The sequence below is a fragment of the Shewanella sp. 1311 genome (genome assembly GCF_059338235.1).
The window spans coordinates 676,183-692,700 of record NZ_CM181686.1 but is presented as its reverse complement, the minus strand read 5'-3'; the positions used below and the strand labels follow the sequence as shown (position 1 = coordinate 692,700).

The following is a 16,518-nucleotide window of genomic DNA, read 5'->3' as shown; positions in this document are numbered from 1 at the left end:
GTGAACGATGAATAAATCCTTTGTGAAAATACTAAGCCTTATGATGATGTTTTGCTGTAGCTTTAGTGTCTTAGCCGATGACTTTGCAGACTCACTCGGCCTGACATTTCTGCCGGTCGTTAGCAGCGCAAATGACAAAGCGAGTGCGAAAAAGCCGCCCTTAGTCATCTTTATGAGTGGCGATGGTGGCTGGGCTAATTTAGATCAAGGTGTGAGCCAGTTATTGCAACAGCAGGGCTGGCCAGTGGTGGGGTGGAGTTCGCTAAAATACTACTGGAAACAAAAAGATCCCAAGGATGTGACTCAAGATACTATGGCCATTATCGATAAGTACGAGGCCGAATTTGGCACACAAAAGGTGGTATTGGTTGGCTATTCATTTGGCGCCGAAATTATTCCTTTTGTGCTTAATGATCTGCCACTTAAGTATCGACATAAGATCCTCGGCGGGGTGTTATTGTCACCTTCGCAGACGTCGGATTTTGAAGTGCATGTGAGTGAAATCGTCACGTCTAGCAATGAGTCCGCGAGTTATCTGACGTTGCCAGAGGTGAATAAGCAGACGACAGTGCCTATGCTGTGCTTATATGGCAAAGACGATGATGCCCCTAAGCATTTGTGCCCAGTAGTAAAACAGCCTAATGTGACTGTGATGGAGTTAGACGGCGGCCATAGCTTTGATGATGATTACGATAAAGTTGTGACTATCATAAAGCATTGGTTGAAAAGCTAAGTTATACCCATCACCGATATCAGCTTGAATACATTCAGAAAGAAAAGGGCGCTTAATGCGCCCTTTGGGTTTTCGCGAATTGAATGTCGCGTTAAATCAGATTTGATAGCTGATATGTTGATGGAAGCGTACGACGAGATCTTCACGCTCTGGGTCTACACCGATATCTGCGGCGAAGGCCTTCAGGGCTGTTTCGACATTGTTCATAAAGCGTCCGAAGCCTGAATCATCACAGTCTTTGGTGCCCGCGACTATGGTGAAGTGCGCGGCTTCGACTAAGTTATCGGCATTCCAGCGACGGATCACTTGTTGCTCAGTCGCATTAGGATCGAACCCTATCATTTGTACTTCGGCTTTGCTGTCGAGTTTTTCAAACTTACTGTTACGCACCAGCGGGGTTAAGCCGTTTGCTATCATGGCAAGACGCGTCAGTTGTCTGTTGGCTGCCGCTTTGAGGAAGCAATCTTCAAGGTGTTGATATAAAGGCGTAAAGTCGGTTGCTGAGTCAGGTAATAAACCCTGCTTAAGCTTGCGACTCAGTGGCAAGCTTACTGTCACATAAGTGAGAGAGCTGACGTTCTCTGGTAATTCGCACTTTCTGGCTTTATATCTTGGGCCGATGGCACGCAGTTTATAGCCATAGGTTTCTTTATAGCCCTTGGCTTTTGCGAACAGATCATAGGATAAATGCTGATGGTCGCGGACCTTAACTTTAAGATCGCTTATCGGCATTAAAGGCATCAATTCTGTCAGTAATTCGCGCACTCTAATGTGGAAACTGGCGGAATTACTGCGGATATCTTCACCCGTGGCAAGGAAGACAATGCGCAGTTTACGGGCGCGATAGTTTTCTTGCGAGAATAAATTTTGGGCTTCGTGGTAGGCTGGATTATAAAAAAATAGAATTTGTTCAGTGGTTTGGAAGCAATATGCTTCGGTATGGTAACGGACAACAGGCAGTTTATCGTTAGTGATCACGTGGACATTACGCAGATCGTGTTGTTCTGCCAAATTAAATATCAAACGGCTTAAGGTTTGATAACAGCTTTGATAATCAGGATATTGACTCAGTAGTTCATCCGTCACCTTGATTTCGGCTGTGATGTATTGATTGGTACGGGCTTCCTTGGGTATGTACACTTTTTGCTGATGGCTAAGGGACATATTGACTCCTTGTTTGAGTTAACCATTTGCTAACACGAATTTTACTGTTTATCTATAGGGTTAATCTTGCGTTAGAACACGTTTTTATCCGTTGAGCATGAGTTTAGCTAAGTAAGCTGTTCGACAGCTTAAAATAGCAGCTATTTTATTGGGTTAACGCATCTTCTATCCATGGTTGCATCCAATTTGCTATCTGCGTCTGCGCCTTTTCGTTGGGGTGAATGCCATCCCGCTGCATTAATTCTGGATGGGGCGCGATATCCTGCATAAAGAAGGGGATCAACACGATATCCTGTGCTTTGGATATGTCTTGATACACTTGGGTGAACTTTTGGGTGTAGCGAGGGCCATAGTTAGGCGGTACCATGATCTCGGTCAGCAGCACTTTTGCGCCGCTATCTTTGGCTAGGGTAATGATTTGGATTAGATTATTTTCAAGTTGCGTTGGGGGGAATCCACGTAAACCATCATTACCACCCAGTTCAACGACCACAAGGTCGGGGGCGACGGAATCGAGTAAGGCGGGTAATCGGCGTAAGCCGCCAGCTGTGGTTTCGCCGCTCACTGAGCCATTAGTAAATTGATGTTCGGGCAGATTTTTTTGCAGCAGCGCCACCCAGCCTGACTGCTCTGCCATGCCATAGCTAGCGCCTAAGCTGTCGCCGAGGATCAACACCTTTGCCGCGTGCGCTGGCGTGGCCATGAATACACTCAATAGGATGAATGCCCCCAGGGTCTTCGCCATTGATTTTAATCTTAGCGATTGATACCAGAATGATTTATATAAGAAGGATCCTATGTCTAACGTCATCTTAAAAAACAGTGCCATCAATGTTGTTAACCTCGAAAAATCAGTGACTACTCAGGAAGGAACGCTCACTATCCTCAAGGGCATTAACTTAGATGTCAAGCAAGGTGAGAGTGTGGCCATTCTTGGCCCGTCGGGTTCGGGCAAGTCTACTCTGCTCGGGCTGCTTGCGGCGCTTGATACGCCTACCTCTGGCGAAATTTGGCTCGATGGCGTGGCGTTATCCCCACTGAATGAAGAGCAAAAAGCCGCGCTGCGTAAACAGAAGGTCAGCTTTATTTTTCAATCGTTTATGTTAGTGGATACCTTAACCGCGCTGGAGAACGTTATGTTACCCGCCGAGCTTGCGGGCGTGAGCAATGCTAAGGAAAAAGCCCAAGCCATGCTGGTGCGGGTCGGTTTATCCCATCGTTTGACCCATTTACCCAAACAATTATCGGGCGGAGAACAGCAAAGGGTGGCGATTGCCCGTGCCTTTATTTGTGAGCCCACAGTGCTGTTTGCCGATGAACCCACGGGTAACTTGGACAGCGTCAACGGCCATAAAATTGCCGATATGTTGTTTGAGCTGAATCAAGAAAGCCACACCACTCTTATCCTCGTCACCCACGATTTACTATTGGCCAAGCGTTGTGAGCGGCAGCTGGTTATGGATAACGGCCATTTACAGGAAGATACGGCGCACACAGCACCGCTCGCCGATGCTAAGGAGGCTTAACAATGGAGTTAAGTCTGGCATGGCGCCTGTTTAAGCGCGAGTTACAGCAAGGGCAATTGTTATTGATTATCCTCGCTATTACGCTCGCGGTACTATCTGTGAGTGGGCTGGCGCGGGTGAGTGAACGGCTGCAAGTGGCGATCACTGGCCAAGCTTCGCAGTTTATTGCCGCCGATCGGATTATCGATTCGCCGGTTAAAATTGATGCGGCGATTTTAACCAAAGCCGAAGATCTTGGGCTTAAGCATGTGACGAACATGCAATTTAATTCCATGGTCTATTCGGGTGATAAGTTTCAGTTAGTCACAGTTCGCGCCGTTGAAACGGGTTATCCACTCAAGGGCGACATTGAACTCACCAGCGGTAAAACCAAGGCTTTACCTCAAGCGGGTGAAATCTGGTTTGAGACTCGCTTAGGTGGACTCCTCGGTTATCCCAAATCCATCGAACTAGGTAACAGCGAATTTGTGCTCAGCAATGAGATCAGCCGCTTACCCGACGCGGGTTTTAATCCTTTTGCTTCATCGCCCGTGGTATTAATGCGCATGGAAGATGTCGCCAAAACGGGAGTGATTCAACCGGGCAGCCGCGTGACCTATCTGTATCAATTTGCTGGCGATGAAGCTTCGCTTACGGCCTTTGAGCAAAGTGTTAAACCGCTTCTCAATAGCACCCAGCGTTGGGTCGATGTGCAATCCGGTGACTCGCCGATAGCGGGAGCGGTTAAGCGAGCTGAGCGCTTCTTACTGCTGGCTAGTTTGATGGGCATTGCACTGGCCTGCGCCGCGATAGGCATTGCCGCCCAGCGTTATTGCCAGCGCCATTACGATGTGGTGGCCATGCTGAAAACCTTTGGCGCCTCAGCAAAGCAAATTCGGTTGTTGTTCGGCACTCACTTATTGTTAGTGACGTTAATGGGGATTGTGCTTGGCCTTGTCGGTGGTGTGTTACTCGATTTTGGGATCAGTTATTTATTGCCACCCGAAATTGCCGCCTATTCGCCGCCACTTACACGCCCCTTATTGCTCGGCATCAGCACTGGGCTTATCAGCGCCTTTATGTTTTCGGCTTACCCACTAATGCGTTTGCTGGCCATTCCGCCACTACGAGTGCTACAGCGTCAGTTAGAAGGCCTACAACTGGGGATGTGGCTGCATCTGCTTTTGAGCTTAGGGGCGATGGCGTTACTGGGCTATTTGTATTCCCAAAGTTGGGCTTTGACTCTGACTGTGGTCGCGGCGGTGTTGCTGCTCGGTGTGCTGTTAAGCGTGCTTGGCTTTGTGATGATACGTTTAGGCCACAGTGTCGGCATGAAGACCACCAATCCCTTACAGTTGGCACTGGCAGGGCTCAGACGTCGTGCGCGGCAAAATGCGGTTCAATTGGTGGGATTTAGCGCCGCACTGGTATTGCTATTGACGATTCTGGCGTTAAGACAAGACTTGCTCAACGAGTGGCAAAAGCAGCTGCCCGAAAATGCACCTAACTACTTCCTTGTTAATATTGCCCCCGACGATGCTAAGCCCTTAAATGATTTTATGACGACTAAGGGGATAGTGGCGACGGATATTTATCCTGTGATCCGTGGCCGTTTAACACAAATTAACGGCGAAGTGCTGATTTCGAATGAACAGTCTGAAGCGGGTGAAAAGGGCAGAGTGGGTATTTCCCGCGAGTTAAACCTAACGTGGCGTAATACGCTGCCTGCTAACAACGAACTGTTAGAGGGGCATTTTAATCAAGCGGCCGATGAAGTGTCGGTGGAATCTGGCGTGGCGGACCGTTTAGGTATTGGCATTGGCGATAAGTTGACTTATGTGATTGATAATCAAGAGCTCACAGTTAAGGTTGCCAGTATCCGTGCCGTGCACTGGGAAACGCTGCAGCCGAACTTCTTTATGATTTTCACCCAAGAAGCCCTCGCGCCCTTTGCTTATACCTCGATGGCGAGTTTCTATCTGAATGATCAGCAAGCTACGAATGACCAGTCAACAAATGACCCAGCAACAAACGGCCAAGCACTGAGTGCCGATGGTACGCCTAAGGATGCGGTAATCCTTGCGCTTATTCAGCAGTTCCCGACCATATCGATCATCGATGTGGGCGCTATGGTGGGGCAGTTACGGCAGATCATAGAGCAAGTGTCGCTGTCGCTGACCTTAGTGCTGGCCTTAGTGTTACTGGCCAGTGCGTTAGTATTGATTGCACAAACTGAAGCGGGCATGGCAACTCGGCAGCGCGAACTGGCTGTGCTGCGTACCTTTGGCGCTTCGGGATGGCTATTGCGCAGTGCAACGGGTTTAGAGTTTGCCTTGCTTGGCGGTATTGCGGGCGTGTTAGCCGTCATTGTGGCTGAATTTGCGTTATATCTACTTAAGACGCAAGTGTTTGAGCTTAATGTGTATATGCACTGGCCTTGGTGGGGAATCGCCCCTGTTTCTGGCGCCTTAATCGTGGCCTTACTTGGGGTGTGGCGTTGCCGACAATTGCTTAGCCAATCTTGCTCTGAGCTATTAAAGGCGGGCAGCTAGTGGTTGCTTGCATGGGCTAACACTTGAGTTTATGACTTAAAATAGACAGCGTTAACAATAAAAAGCACTGATGCCGCATAAGCTCAGTGCTTTTTATTGTCAGGCTTAATCTGCTGAGTTTGAGCATGACTCGAATATGAATATGAGCATGAACATGCGTCTTTACATCGGCTTACAAATTGATCTGTGCCTAAGCTGGTAGCAACAGAACTTAGTGCAACGCAATGGGTCTATCTAACTGAGAACAGCGACTAGCTTATACATGCCATAGAGAGGAAATATATGTTCAAAGGAATAACCAAACTGCTTAAGGAGAACCGCTCCTTTTTTCTGTTTATCAGCTTAATGTTAGTGTTCAGGAGCGCTGTGGCCGATTGGAATACAGTGCCATCGGGTTCTATGCTGCCGACTATCGTCGAGGGCGATCGCATTCTGGTAAACAAGATAGCCTACGATCTTAGGGTGCCATTTACCCATATCGCCTTAGTCAAACTTGCGGATCCCGCCCGCGGTGATATCGTGGTGTTCGATTCGAAAAAGGCCGATAAAAAACTCATTAAGCGGGTGATTGCTGTGCCAGGCGATACTGTGATGATGCGGGATAATCGTTTGTATTTGAATGGCGAACCCCTTAGTTACTCATCCCAAGCATTGAGTCCTTATGCTCCCGCTGATGTCACCGAAATGCAGGAGAACTTACTCGGTATGGCCCACAGTATTCGCCTTAATCCTGTCCCCTCAAAGCTCGCCAATTTTGGACCTGTCACTGTGCCAGACGCGCATTATCTAGCGCTGGGTGATAATCGAGATAACAGCGCTGATTCTCGGGTCATTGGCTTTGTGCCACGCGATGAGATTGTAGGCCGTTCAAGCTCAGTGGTTTTCTCCCTTGATTATGCTGATCATTACTTGCCTCGACCTGAGCGCCTTATGCGCGAGTTTTAGCATGCGCGGATTCTAGTATTCGTGATGTTGCTCCATAAAGAAGGGCGCCGAATGAGGCGCCCTTTTGTTAGCTGATTGATTCAGCAATGATTGATTTAAAAATGATTACTTGAAAGCTACTACTTCATAAAGCTCAAATAGCCCTGCAAGACAATCAAGTTAACGATGTCGATAAAGAAAGCGCCGACGATAGGCACAACCATAAAGGCTTGGGGTGACGGCCCTGTGCGCGAGACGAGCGCGCCCATGTTCATTACCGCCGTTGGCGTTGCGCCCATACCAAAGCCGCAGTGGCCACCGGTGATCACCGCCGCATCGTAATTACTGCCCATCACTTTGAATGTCACGAAATAGGCGAACACCGCCAGTACTGCGGTTTGCACCAGTAAGATGACTAGCAGCGGGATGGCTAAATCAAAAATCTCCCATAGCTTTAAGGTCATCAAAGCCATAGAAAGGAACAGTGACAAAGCGACTGTGCCTATGACATCGATGCTTTCAGTATGGGGCTTATAGCCGCGGGTGAGTTCAGTGATATTGGCGATGATAACGCCAAGGAAGAGAGCATAAACAAAGTCGGGCATTTTGAGCCAAGCTATGCCCGATTGGCTGATCCACAGCGTGAGCCATTTTGAGCCTGCAACACACAGCAGCAGTACAAACAGGGTTTCTAATATGGTTTTGGCTGTGACTTGATCTTCTTCTAACTGATCGTAAGTCACTAAATGCGGATGTTCACTGTGATGCTTGCGACCAATCCCATAGCGAGAAACAAGATTATGTTTACCGATTAATCGCTGCGCAACGGGGCCACCTATGATCCCGCCCATGATTAAACCAAAGGTCGCCGCGGCCATGGCAAACTCTAAAGTATTGATACCGTAGTTTTCCGCAAAGGTTTGTGACCAAGCGACGCCCGTTCCATGGCCACCCGACAGGGTAATTGACCCTGCAATAAGGCCCATAATCGGGTCTAGCCCTAACAGATTGGCTAAACTGACGCCGACGGCGTTTTGGATAACAATATAAATCGAGGCAACACCCAGAAAGATAAAGACTTTTTTACCACCGCTGAGTAACAGCTTGTAGTTTGCCGAGAGGCCAATCGTGCTGAAAAACATCAGCATTAAGGTATTTTGCAGCGATAAGCTGAAGTCGAGACTGATATTTTGAAAGTGAAGAAATGCGACACCCGCGGCGACAACGAGGCCACCCACTATGGGTTCGGGGATATTATATTGCCTAAAGACACGTACATGGCGATTGATGGAGTGGCCGATAAACAGCACGAAAATGGCAATTAAAAATGATTCTAGCTCGCCAATCGTATAGGTCGTGTGCATGAAAATTCCTTACAAACTGTCTTAGTGTGGGCATTTCAGTGAGCACAATGCCCATTGAGGAGTCACCCATCTTGTTATTAAGTACCTGCTAATGCTGGATGTTAAGCGCTTGATGTCGAGGACAGATCAGTGTCAATCCGATAAAAATTTAAAGGATGAGTGAGCGCGAGTGTGTTTCGTTTTATGGTTTACAGGCCAAGAACAGCAGATTAAATAGCCTGTTCTTGAGCATAAATAACTGTCTATTTATGAGGTGTTGCTGAGTCTATCTGTGGTCAAGGTTGAGGTGATTAATGCGTGCCTCCTATGACCGAATGGAGGCGAGTTTAGCAGAAAAGTGTCGCGCTGTCGCTAAATCACATTACAAATCATGATGTTATGATATTGTTTTTCTAGTGTTGCTAAAGTAGCGCTTGTGCTTACGTCAACATGTTGCAAGCCTTAGCACCGAAATTCGTGCGCATTAGCGCCCGAATATGTCGATGTTTACAGCAAGATTCCGCGGGATTGTTAGCATCAGCGTTCTAGCCTATTTGGCTAACACGTCGGTTAAGGCATTGTCGAGGTCACTGAATTGAAACTGAAAACCGGCTTCGAGGGCGCGTTTAGGATAAACAAACTGTCCTTCGGTCAGCAGCTCTGACATTTCACCCATAGCCAAGCGTAATGCAAGCGGAGGGGTCGTGATAAGAGCAGGGCGATTGAGTGCTTTTCCAAGTGCTTTGGTAAACACAGCGTTACTGACTGGGTTGGGGGCAGTGGCGTTAAATACGCCTTTGCAATGTTCTTGGCTGAGTAAAAAGTCGATAAGGGAGATGAGATCTTGCACATGGATCCAGCTCATGCCTTGACGTCCATGACCAATTGGGCCACCGAGTCCGAGCTTAAAGGGCGGTAGCATTTTCTCTAATGCGCCGCCTTTTCCTAACACAATCCCGATACGGATAATGCAGACGCGGGTTTGCTCAGTATTTGCATTAAGCGCTTCTTGTTCCCATTTTCGGCAGATGTCATGGCTAAACTCAACATGGGCACCACTGGATTCATCGAGCAATTTATCATCATGTCGACCGTAATAACCCACTGCCGAACCACTCACCATGATCTTAGGCGGATTACTACTCTGCTGTATTAGCTGAGTTAATCTTGCCGTGATATCCCAACGGCTATCACAAATCCGCTGCTTCTGGTTTTTGCTCCAGCGCTTAGCGACGATCGGCTCGCCCGCAAGATTCACTATGGCGTCGATATGATTCAGGTCGCTCAGCGCATCGAGGCTCTCAAGGTAATGGTGCTGATTACCGAGTATTCTCTGCGTTTGTTGCACTGAGCGCGTTAATAACGTCAGTTGATGATGGGGCGCCAATCGTTCGACTAATTGGCGGCCAATAAAGCCGCTTGCGCCAGTGATCAGTATATTCATGGAACCTCTCTTATCGGTTGAGCTCTGAGGATATATACCGAAATACGGTGTGCAACGATCACTTAGTCTGGGTATTTCTAGCGAGATTATTTCTGATAACACAACTCCATAGAGACTGAATCAGCAAAGCGCAGGGCATGGGGTTTGTCGATTTCGACACTGGCAAATTCAACCCAAGGATGCTCACTGGCGATGGCCAGCGTTTGGCTGGTAAGATTTTCGAGTAATGAGAAACGGTTATTCTCAATCAGCTCAATGATCTTTTTGGTGATAGTGCGGTAATTGAGTGCATCCTCAACATTATCACTGTTACGGGCACGCTCGGCACAATAATGGATCACGACATTGATGATCACGTCTTGGCGATTTTGAATTTCATCTTCTTTAATGCCGATAAAAGTACGAAGTCTTAAGTTTTTAATGCGTATAATCGCGGTTTCTGGTTTCATAATGGCAAATGGCTATCTTAAGCTAAGGTTTCTGAGGTTAAGTGTGTTCTCGGGTTAGCCTAACAATTTTATCTAAGATCAAGAAGGATTTTTAATAAATGACGCGACCTAATGCGCCCTCCGCAGCTTACCGTGGCTTTGCGGTTATGGCCTTTGTAGTGATTATTTTGGCAGGGATTAAGGCGGCGAGCCCGATTGTGGTGCCGTTTGTGCTGTCCAGTTTTTTGGCGGTGATTTGTAATCCCGCGATTGGTTTAATGACCAAATTCCGTGTGCCTAAATGGCTTGCGGTGATCCTCTTGATGGGATTTATTGTGTTGATGGGCCTCTGGTTAGCCTCGGTTGTCGGCAGTTCAGTCAATGAGTTCTCCAAGCAATTACCCCAATATCGGGTGCAGTTAGTCGAGCAATTTGCTTGGATATTAAATAAGTTACATTCCTTCAATATTCAGATTTCGAAGGATCAAGTGTTAGCGTATTTTGACCCTGGCATGGCCTTGTCTATGACCACTAATATGCTGTCGGGTGTCGGCAATGTGATGGCGAATTTATTTCTGATCATCTTAACCATCGTCTTTATGCTGTTTGAAGCACAATCGTTACCAAAGAAATTACATTTGGCGCTGGACGATCCCGATATGCGCCTCAAGCAGATTGACCGCTTTTTACAATCGGTTAATCAATACATGGTGATCAAGACGCTAGTAAGCTTAGCGACCGGCGTTATCGTCGGTGTCGGTTTAACCATTATTGGCGTGGATTATGCCATGCTGTGGGCGGTGATCGCCTTCCTATTTAATTACATTCCCAATATCGGTTCTATCATCGCTGCCATTCCTGCGGTGTTATTAGCCTTTATTCAGCTTGGCCCTGCGGCTGCTGGCGGTACTGCACTTTTATATGTCGGTGCCAACATGGTGATGGGCAATATGATTGAACCTAAATTTATGGGCCGCGGCTTAGGCTTATCGACCTTAGTGGTGTTTTTATCGTTAATTTTTTGGGGCTGGTTGCTAGGCTCAGTGGGCATGTTGTTGTCGGTGCCGCTGACTATGGTGGTTAAAATTGCCCTCGAATCGAGTAAAAGTGGTAACTGGTTAGCCATATTATTATCGGACGATGTTGAAGATAAGTTCGTGGCCAACAACACGGAAAACTCAAGTTCCGATGCCGATGAAGCCGATACAAGTACAACAGAGAGTAAGTAATAGAAGATGCAAAGTTTTATACAAGCGCTAGCGACAATTGAATTAGGTGATGATGCAGTGCGGTTATTCCATGGCCGCGGTGGACACTTCGCGGGTTGTGAACACCTATGTTTAGATTGGTTTGCGCCAGTGCTATTACTGACCAGTTTCACTCCCTTAGCCGATGACGATTTAGCCACATGCCAGCAGGCTATTGCGGCGCGTTGGCAGGCCATTCGTCCAGAAAGCCAACTGAATTTAGTCTATCAATACCGCAGTGCGGGCGAGACTTTTACTCAAGTGCTGCAAGGCGAAGTGCCTGAGCCGCATATTGTTAGTGAAAATGGCGCACGCTTTCAGGTGCATTTAATGCGCGGACAAAACCACGGTTTATTCCTCGATATGGCTAACGGCCGCGAGTGGGTGAGAGCAAATGCCCGCTATAAAAAAGTGCTTAATTTGTTTGCCTATACCTGTGGTTTCTCGGTGGCGGCATTGCAAGGCGGCGCCGATGAAGTGGTCAATATGGACATGAGCAAAGGCGCATTAGGCATAGGTAAACAGAATCATTTGCTGAATGGCTTTAGTGCGGGAGCACGTTTTTTAGGCCATGATATTTTTAAATCTTGGGGCAAACTGAAAAAGCTCGGTCCCTACGACATTATTGTGGCCGATCCACCGAGCAATCAAAAGGGCAGTTTTGTCGCGACTAAGGATTATGTGCGTTTAATCAGGCGTTTACCTGAGTTACTTGCCGATAATGGTGAAGTGTTACTCTGCCTCAATGCACCCGAGCTCGATACCACTTTCCTACGCCAGCAGGTTGCAGATGCGGCGCCAGCACTCGAATACATAGAGCGCTTAGCCAATCCGCCAGCGTTTATGGATGTGTCTGAAGAGAAGTCGCTTAAGGTGCTGCGTTACCGTTTATCGACTCGAGCCTAGTCTTGATTTAGCTTAATAGGCCAGTTTAAACTGGCCTTTTTTGTCGGTTTTTAATGAGGCTAAATGGCTAATTTAATTGCTGATTTTAAAAGTGCAACAAATATGGATGTGCAAACTCAAGGCAACCTTGCTGTCAAACTAGCTTGAGTGTTTAGCTTTTTACGCTGTCACTTGTTTATGAGCAAAATGTTACTGAGCAAATGGCTACTCAGAAAATTATCACTCAGTCATATTATCACCCAATCATTAGCTTAAACGCTCCGTCAGTAGCTTAATCGCTCAGAGAGCTGCGATTGTCCAAAGGTTTCAATCACTTTACTGACTTGATGTTGATCTAAGTGTTTGAGGGCGGAAATTTCATCATAAAGCCTGTCCTGAACATCTAATGGCATATTCATGTGTTCCATAAACATGCGGATCCCTAATACATCGCCGTGGCTAAATAATGTCGTTAGTGTGGTGGCTTCAAGCTCAATAAGTGCGTTCATATCTTACCTCCTACTCGCGTCATTACTTAATTGATAGCAGCTAGCGTCATACTTCCCTAGATTCATTGCTTGTAAGCGATTTCTGTTAATAGCGTTTGTGCATATAGGGCAGCATTAAATGGCGTCATGGGCGGCTAAATATCATCTGTAAAGATGAAAGTGTTTCAGTTTTTTGGACAGATTTTGAGCTTTATAAGTGATAGCACGCCTTAAATGTTATCGAGGAAGAAACAAAACTGAAAGTTTTCTGTAATTATAGTTTTGGCTTTGTTATACTGCTGCCCACGGAATATATCCCTTTCCTCACAGGCAAAATGTCAGCATAGAATGACATGCCTCTGCGACCTTACCCAATCAAGCAGGAGTTGTTATGGAAGTTCATGAATACGAAAATGCTTATTATCAAGTGAAAGACGATGTACTGACGTCTTTACCTGCTGAAAGCGAAGAAGAAGTGATCCAGGCCTAATCGATAACGATTAGACTGACGGTACTTATGAGTCGGACGTAACAAAACAAGCACATTGAAATAGCAACCTTAGGGTTGCTATTTTTTTAGCTGAAATCGGCGCTAGGATTGAGCACATGACAAGACATGCACAATAAAAGTGGCGAGCGAGAAGGGAGATTAACCGTTTACTTTGCGCTTTTCTGGCATCAGCTCGACGATAGTCCACTTACTGCCAATCTTGTGAAGACGTATGGTCCTGTCATCAATCCACGGCTGACCGCCTTTAAGCCCTTTCATTTTGATCACGACAATGACGTCTTTGGTAAATTTACGGAAGAAGTCGATATCGATATCATCAATTTCCATTTCAACATTGGTCATCGACAGGCCGAGCATATTACGCTGCACCGCGGCGGCAATATAGTAATGGGTGAGCACTTGTTTAATTGGCTCATCGACAAATTGCTTGGCTTGTTCAACATCGCGATCGACATAAATCGCTTTAAAAAAGCCTAAGCTCACTTCTTCGGGCGATAACTGGCGTTGATCTTCCGTCGAGGGATCGCCGCAACCAAAGAGGAACAGCAGGGAGATAAAAAATAGAGTTCGCATAAGTTTTAGTTATTGGAATTTGTTCTGAGTATCGCGATTTTAGACTTAATGCACAAGTTCTGTCGTTATTTGCGATCTATTGGGAAATGCGTTGACTCAAGCCTATTGAGTGTGGCATATAGTTAGGAGGCATATAAAAAGGTTATCCACAGAAACTGTGGAAAACTATGTTGAAGACTTCAGTGATACTTTGTAAGTCACTGATATTGTCTTGCTTTATCTGCTGGTTAAAAAGTGACGCTTTTCAGTTTTCCGCCATGTTCCACTTTCACTTGTGGATATTTTTCGCCGTTTACTCACCTTATTCACACCGCTTAATTCGTTTCTCCTCGTATTTAGTCTACTTATTTTGCCATATTGGCTTTGCTATTGAGCCATTGTCGCAGCGCGATAGCCTTGCTTAAGCTAAATTTGAGCATAAAAAAAGCACCGGTAAGTACCAGTGCTTTGTTGTGCGTAACGCTATGCAGATTTCGCTGTGTTAGCCTTTAGCTGTGTCGTTTTGTGCTGCTTGAATTGCCGTTAGGGCGATAGTGTAGACGATATCATCGACTAACGCGCCGCGAGATAAGTCGTTCACAGGTTTGCGCATACCTTGCAGCATAGGACCGATACTGATCAGGTCCGCGCTTCGCTGTACAGCCTTGTAAGTCGTGTTGCCTGTATTGAGGTCTGGGAACACGAAAACGGTGGCTTGGCCAGCGACAGGACTATCAGGTGCCTTAGAGCGAGCAACATTTGGCATAACCGCCGCATCGTATTGTAATGGACCATCAATAATCAGATCTGGGCGTTTTTCTTTGGCGATACGGGTCGCTTCACGCACTTTATCCACATCTGAACCTGTGCCTGAGTTACCGGTTGAGTAGCTGATCATTGCCACTCTTGGCTCAATACCGAAGGCTTTTGCTGATTCCGCCGATTGGATGGCGATATCGGCTAATTGCTCTGCATTTGGATCTGGGTTAATTGCGCAGTCACCGTAAACAAGCACTTGATCTGGCATCAACATAAAGAAGATGGACGAAACTAAGCTTGAGCCCGGTGCCGTTTTGATCAATTGCAGTGGTGGGCGGATGGTATTAGCTGTGGTGTTAACCGCGCCAGATACAATACCGTCAACTTCGTTTTGCGCCAGCATCATAGTGCCAAGCACCATGTTGTCTTCTAACTGTTCACGGGCAACGACTTCCGTTAAGCCTTTGCTGCGACGCAGTTCCAACATAGGTTCTACGTAACGGTCGCGCACCTCTTCTGGATCGATAATGATCACGCCTTCGCCAAGCACCACATCTTGCTGTGCGGCGATACGCAGGATTTCATCTTTTTTACCTAAAAGCACACAGCGAGCGATACCGCGTTCGGCACAAATGGCCGCCGCTTTAATGGTTCGTGGCTCATCACCTTCTGGCAGCACCACAGTCTTGTGGGCGGCGCGCGCCAATTCCGTGAGTTTGTAACGGAAAGCGGGTGGTGACAGGCGATGCTCACGGGGCGAGTTTTTAGTGACGCTTTCAATCCAAGTTTGGTCGATGTGACTGGCCACATAATCCTGCACTAGATCAATACGAACCGCGTCATCTACGGGTACTTCATGGTCGAAACGTTGAATGTTGAGCGAGGTTTGCCAAGTGTTGCTGTCGATTAAGAACACAGGTAAACCGGTTTCAAAGGCCTGTTCACACAGCTTAAGAATTTCTGGCTCTGGCTCGTAGCTACCCGTCAACAGCAGGGCACCAATTTTCACGCCGTTCATGGCCGCAAGACAGGCTGAAACGATGACATCTGAGCGATCGCCTGAGGTCACAAGTAGTGAGTCAGTCTTAATATGGGTCACCATATTAGGGATACTGCGGGCACAGAACGTCACTTTGCGCAGACGACGAGTATGCATTTCGCCGGCATTAAGAATGCGTGCGCTTAAATGCTTCGCCAGATCCGAGGCGCGTGGTGCAACAAGATCAAGGTTGTATGGCACGCTGCCTAAAATACGCAGTGGGCTTTTACCTGGCATTTGGAACATGCTGGCCGCATCTGAGCGTTGAACACCTTGGTGATCAAAGACTTCAGAGAGATCAGGGCGCGCGCGACCTTCGTCGTCAACGGGGGCACCAATCTTGTTGATCACAGCGCCAATCAGGCGTTTGTTCTTTTTTCCGCCCCAAGAGTTGTAGGCGATTTCAAGGCGGTTCATCAACCCAGTTGAAGTATCGCTACCTGGCGTGGCAATAAAAATCACGTCTGCATCCATGGCTTTAGCGATGGCATAGTTCACATCGTCGGCAAAGGGATGGTTACGTGTTGGCACTAAACCTTCAACAATTAAGGTCTCAGTGTTGCTGGCGCAATCGGACGCACGGGCAATGATTTGCTCCATTAATACGTCGGTTTGGTCAGCACGAATTAAGGCTTCGGCATGGGCCATGTCGAAGGGCTCTAACGGATTCACTGTCGGCGATTTGCTCAGAATAGTGGTTGAGCGTTCTGGGCCATTATCATTAGGTCTAAGTTGGGAAATCGGCTTAAAGAACTGAACTTTAACTCCGTGGCGCTCCAGTGCGCGAACCATCCCAAGGCTTAAGGAGGTCAGGCCGACTCCGGTACCTATGGGGATTAACATAATATTACGAGACATAAAAACCTCTAGTTTCGATGGTTTTTGGCAGAAGAGTTTCTGCAAATTTGCTTGTGAGTATGGCTATGTAAAGCGTAAAGCCGTTT

At 47.1% G+C, this 16,518-nt stretch carries 14 protein-coding genes; 6 read left to right on the top strand and 8 right to left on the bottom strand.

Features of this window, described 5'->3' with window-relative positions; translation table 11 throughout:
- Positions 1-7 precede the first annotated feature (7 nt).
- Entirely contained in the window at positions 8-733 is a 726-nt protein-coding gene (locus AC5YB3_RS03135; RefSeq protein WP_259529855.1) for a virulence factor, read from the top strand.
- Between the two features lie 96 nt (positions 734-829).
- Here the strand turns inward: AC5YB3_RS03135 and AC5YB3_RS03130 are convergent, their stop codons facing one another.
- A complete protein-coding gene (locus tag AC5YB3_RS03130) occupies positions 830-1,897 on the bottom strand; it encodes a DUF3083 family protein (RefSeq protein WP_006082174.1) in 1,068 nt (355 codons plus the stop codon).
- 145 nt (positions 1,898-2,042) lie between these two features.
- A complete protein-coding gene (locus tag AC5YB3_RS03125) occupies positions 2,043-2,642 on the bottom strand; it encodes an arylesterase (RefSeq protein ID WP_494526542.1) in 600 nt (199 codons plus the stop codon).
- A gap of 52 nt (positions 2,643-2,694) precedes the next feature.
- Here AC5YB3_RS03125 and AC5YB3_RS03120 point away from each other — a divergent pair, with 52 nt between their 5' ends.
- The 3 genes from AC5YB3_RS03120 (at position 2,695) to lepB (ending at position 6,899) form a co-directional block, all read left to right on the top strand.
- Positions 2,695-3,423 (top strand): ABC transporter ATP-binding protein, encoded by a 729-nt coding sequence (locus AC5YB3_RS03120; protein ID WP_006082172.1) that lies wholly within the window; start codon positions 2,695-2,697, stop codon positions 3,421-3,423.
- 2 nt (positions 3,424-3,425) lie between these two features.
- Positions 3,426-5,954, top strand: coding sequence for an ABC transporter permease (locus AC5YB3_RS03115; protein WP_494526541.1), 2,529 nt, complete (start codon positions 3,426-3,428; stop codon positions 5,952-5,954).
- 282 nt (positions 5,955-6,236) lie between these two features.
- The gene (gene lepB, locus AC5YB3_RS03110; protein ID WP_494526540.1) at positions 6,237-6,899 is read left to right on the top strand and encodes a signal peptidase I; all 663 of its coding nucleotides are present in this window, start codon (positions 6,237-6,239) and stop codon (positions 6,897-6,899) included.
- 119 nt (positions 6,900-7,018) lie between these two features.
- Here lepB and gltS read toward each other — a convergent pair whose 3' ends face one another.
- The 3 genes from gltS to folX form a co-directional block, all read right to left on the bottom strand.
- Positions 7,019-8,242: a sodium/glutamate symporter gene (gltS, locus tag AC5YB3_RS03105; RefSeq protein WP_006082169.1), complete on the bottom strand. Its 1,224-nt coding sequence runs from the start codon at positions 8,240-8,242 to the stop codon at positions 7,019-7,021.
- A 529-nt stretch (positions 8,243-8,771) separates the two neighbouring features.
- A complete protein-coding gene (locus AC5YB3_RS03100; RefSeq protein WP_006085415.1) occupies positions 8,772-9,665 on the bottom strand; it encodes a TIGR01777 family oxidoreductase in 894 nt (297 codons plus the stop codon).
- Positions 9,666-9,751: 86 nt separating this feature from the next.
- Positions 9,752-10,114, bottom strand: a complete 363-nt coding sequence (gene folX / locus AC5YB3_RS03095) for a dihydroneopterin triphosphate 2'-epimerase (RefSeq protein ID WP_006082167.1) — start codon at positions 10,112-10,114, stop codon at positions 9,752-9,754.
- 98 nt (positions 10,115-10,212) lie between these two features.
- Here folX and AC5YB3_RS03090 point away from each other — a divergent pair, with 98 nt between their 5' ends.
- Both AC5YB3_RS03090 and AC5YB3_RS03085 read left to right on the top strand, forming a co-directional pair.
- The gene (locus AC5YB3_RS03090; RefSeq protein WP_012197293.1) at positions 10,213-11,322 is read left to right on the top strand and encodes an AI-2E family transporter; all 1,110 of its coding nucleotides are present in this window, start codon (positions 10,213-10,215) and stop codon (positions 11,320-11,322) included.
- A 6-nt stretch (positions 11,323-11,328) separates the two neighbouring features.
- Positions 11,329-12,246, top strand: a complete 918-nt coding sequence (locus tag AC5YB3_RS03085; protein ID WP_494526539.1) for a class I SAM-dependent methyltransferase — start codon at positions 11,329-11,331, stop codon at positions 12,244-12,246.
- A gap of 263 nt (positions 12,247-12,509) precedes the next feature.
- Here AC5YB3_RS03085 and AC5YB3_RS03080 read toward each other — a convergent pair whose 3' ends face one another.
- From AC5YB3_RS03080 to pta, 3 genes are all read right to left on the bottom strand, one after another.
- A complete protein-coding gene (locus AC5YB3_RS03080) occupies positions 12,510-12,734 on the bottom strand; it encodes a hypothetical protein (RefSeq protein ID WP_006082164.1) in 225 nt (74 codons plus the stop codon).
- A gap of 628 nt (positions 12,735-13,362) precedes the next feature.
- Positions 13,363-13,797, bottom strand: a complete 435-nt coding sequence (locus AC5YB3_RS03075) for a nuclear transport factor 2 family protein (RefSeq protein ID WP_006082163.1) — start codon at positions 13,795-13,797, stop codon at positions 13,363-13,365.
- Positions 13,798-14,278: 481 nt separating this feature from the next.
- Positions 14,279-16,432: a phosphate acetyltransferase gene (pta, locus tag AC5YB3_RS03070; protein ID WP_494526538.1), complete on the bottom strand. Its 2,154-nt coding sequence runs from the start codon at positions 16,430-16,432 to the stop codon at positions 14,279-14,281.
- Between the last annotated feature and the right edge of the window lie 86 nt (positions 16,433-16,518).

Coding starts and splice junctions, on each gene's coding strand:
- AC5YB3_RS03130 (WP_006082174.1), bottom strand. CDS start 1,897: ATGTCCCTTAGCCATCAGCAAAAAGTGTACATACCCAAGGAAGCCCGT.
- AC5YB3_RS03080 (WP_006082164.1), bottom strand. CDS start 12,734: ATGAACGCACTTATTGAGCTTGAAGCCACCACACTAACGACATTATTT.
- folX (WP_006082167.1), bottom strand. CDS start 10,114: ATGAAACCAGAAACCGCGATTATACGCATTAAAAACTTAAGACTTCGT.
- AC5YB3_RS03085 (WP_494526539.1), top strand. CDS start 11,329: ATGCAAAGTTTTATACAAGCGCTAGCGACAATTGAATTAGGTGATGAT.
- AC5YB3_RS03090 (WP_012197293.1), top strand. CDS start 10,213: ATGACGCGACCTAATGCGCCCTCCGCAGCTTACCGTGGCTTTGCGGTT.
- AC5YB3_RS03135 (WP_259529855.1), top strand. CDS start 8: ATGAATAAATCCTTTGTGAAAATACTAAGCCTTATGATGATGTTTTGC.
- gltS (WP_006082169.1), bottom strand. CDS start 8,242: ATGCACACGACCTATACGATTGGCGAGCTAGAATCATTTTTAATTGCC.
- pta (WP_494526538.1), bottom strand. CDS start 16,432: ATGTCTCGTAATATTATGTTAATCCCCATAGGTACCGGAGTCGGCCTG.
- lepB (WP_494526540.1), top strand. CDS start 6,237: ATGTTCAAAGGAATAACCAAACTGCTTAAGGAGAACCGCTCCTTTTTT.
- AC5YB3_RS03125 (WP_494526542.1), bottom strand. CDS start 2,642: ATGGCGAAGACCCTGGGGGCATTCATCCTATTGAGTGTATTCATGGCC.
- AC5YB3_RS03075 (WP_006082163.1), bottom strand. CDS start 13,797: ATGCGAACTCTATTTTTTATCTCCCTGCTGTTCCTCTTTGGTTGCGGC.
- AC5YB3_RS03120 (WP_006082172.1), top strand. CDS start 2,695: ATGTCTAACGTCATCTTAAAAAACAGTGCCATCAATGTTGTTAACCTC.
- AC5YB3_RS03100 (WP_006085415.1), bottom strand. CDS start 9,665: ATGAATATACTGATCACTGGCGCAAGCGGCTTTATTGGCCGCCAATTA.
- AC5YB3_RS03115 (WP_494526541.1), top strand. CDS start 3,426: ATGGAGTTAAGTCTGGCATGGCGCCTGTTTAAGCGCGAGTTACAGCAA.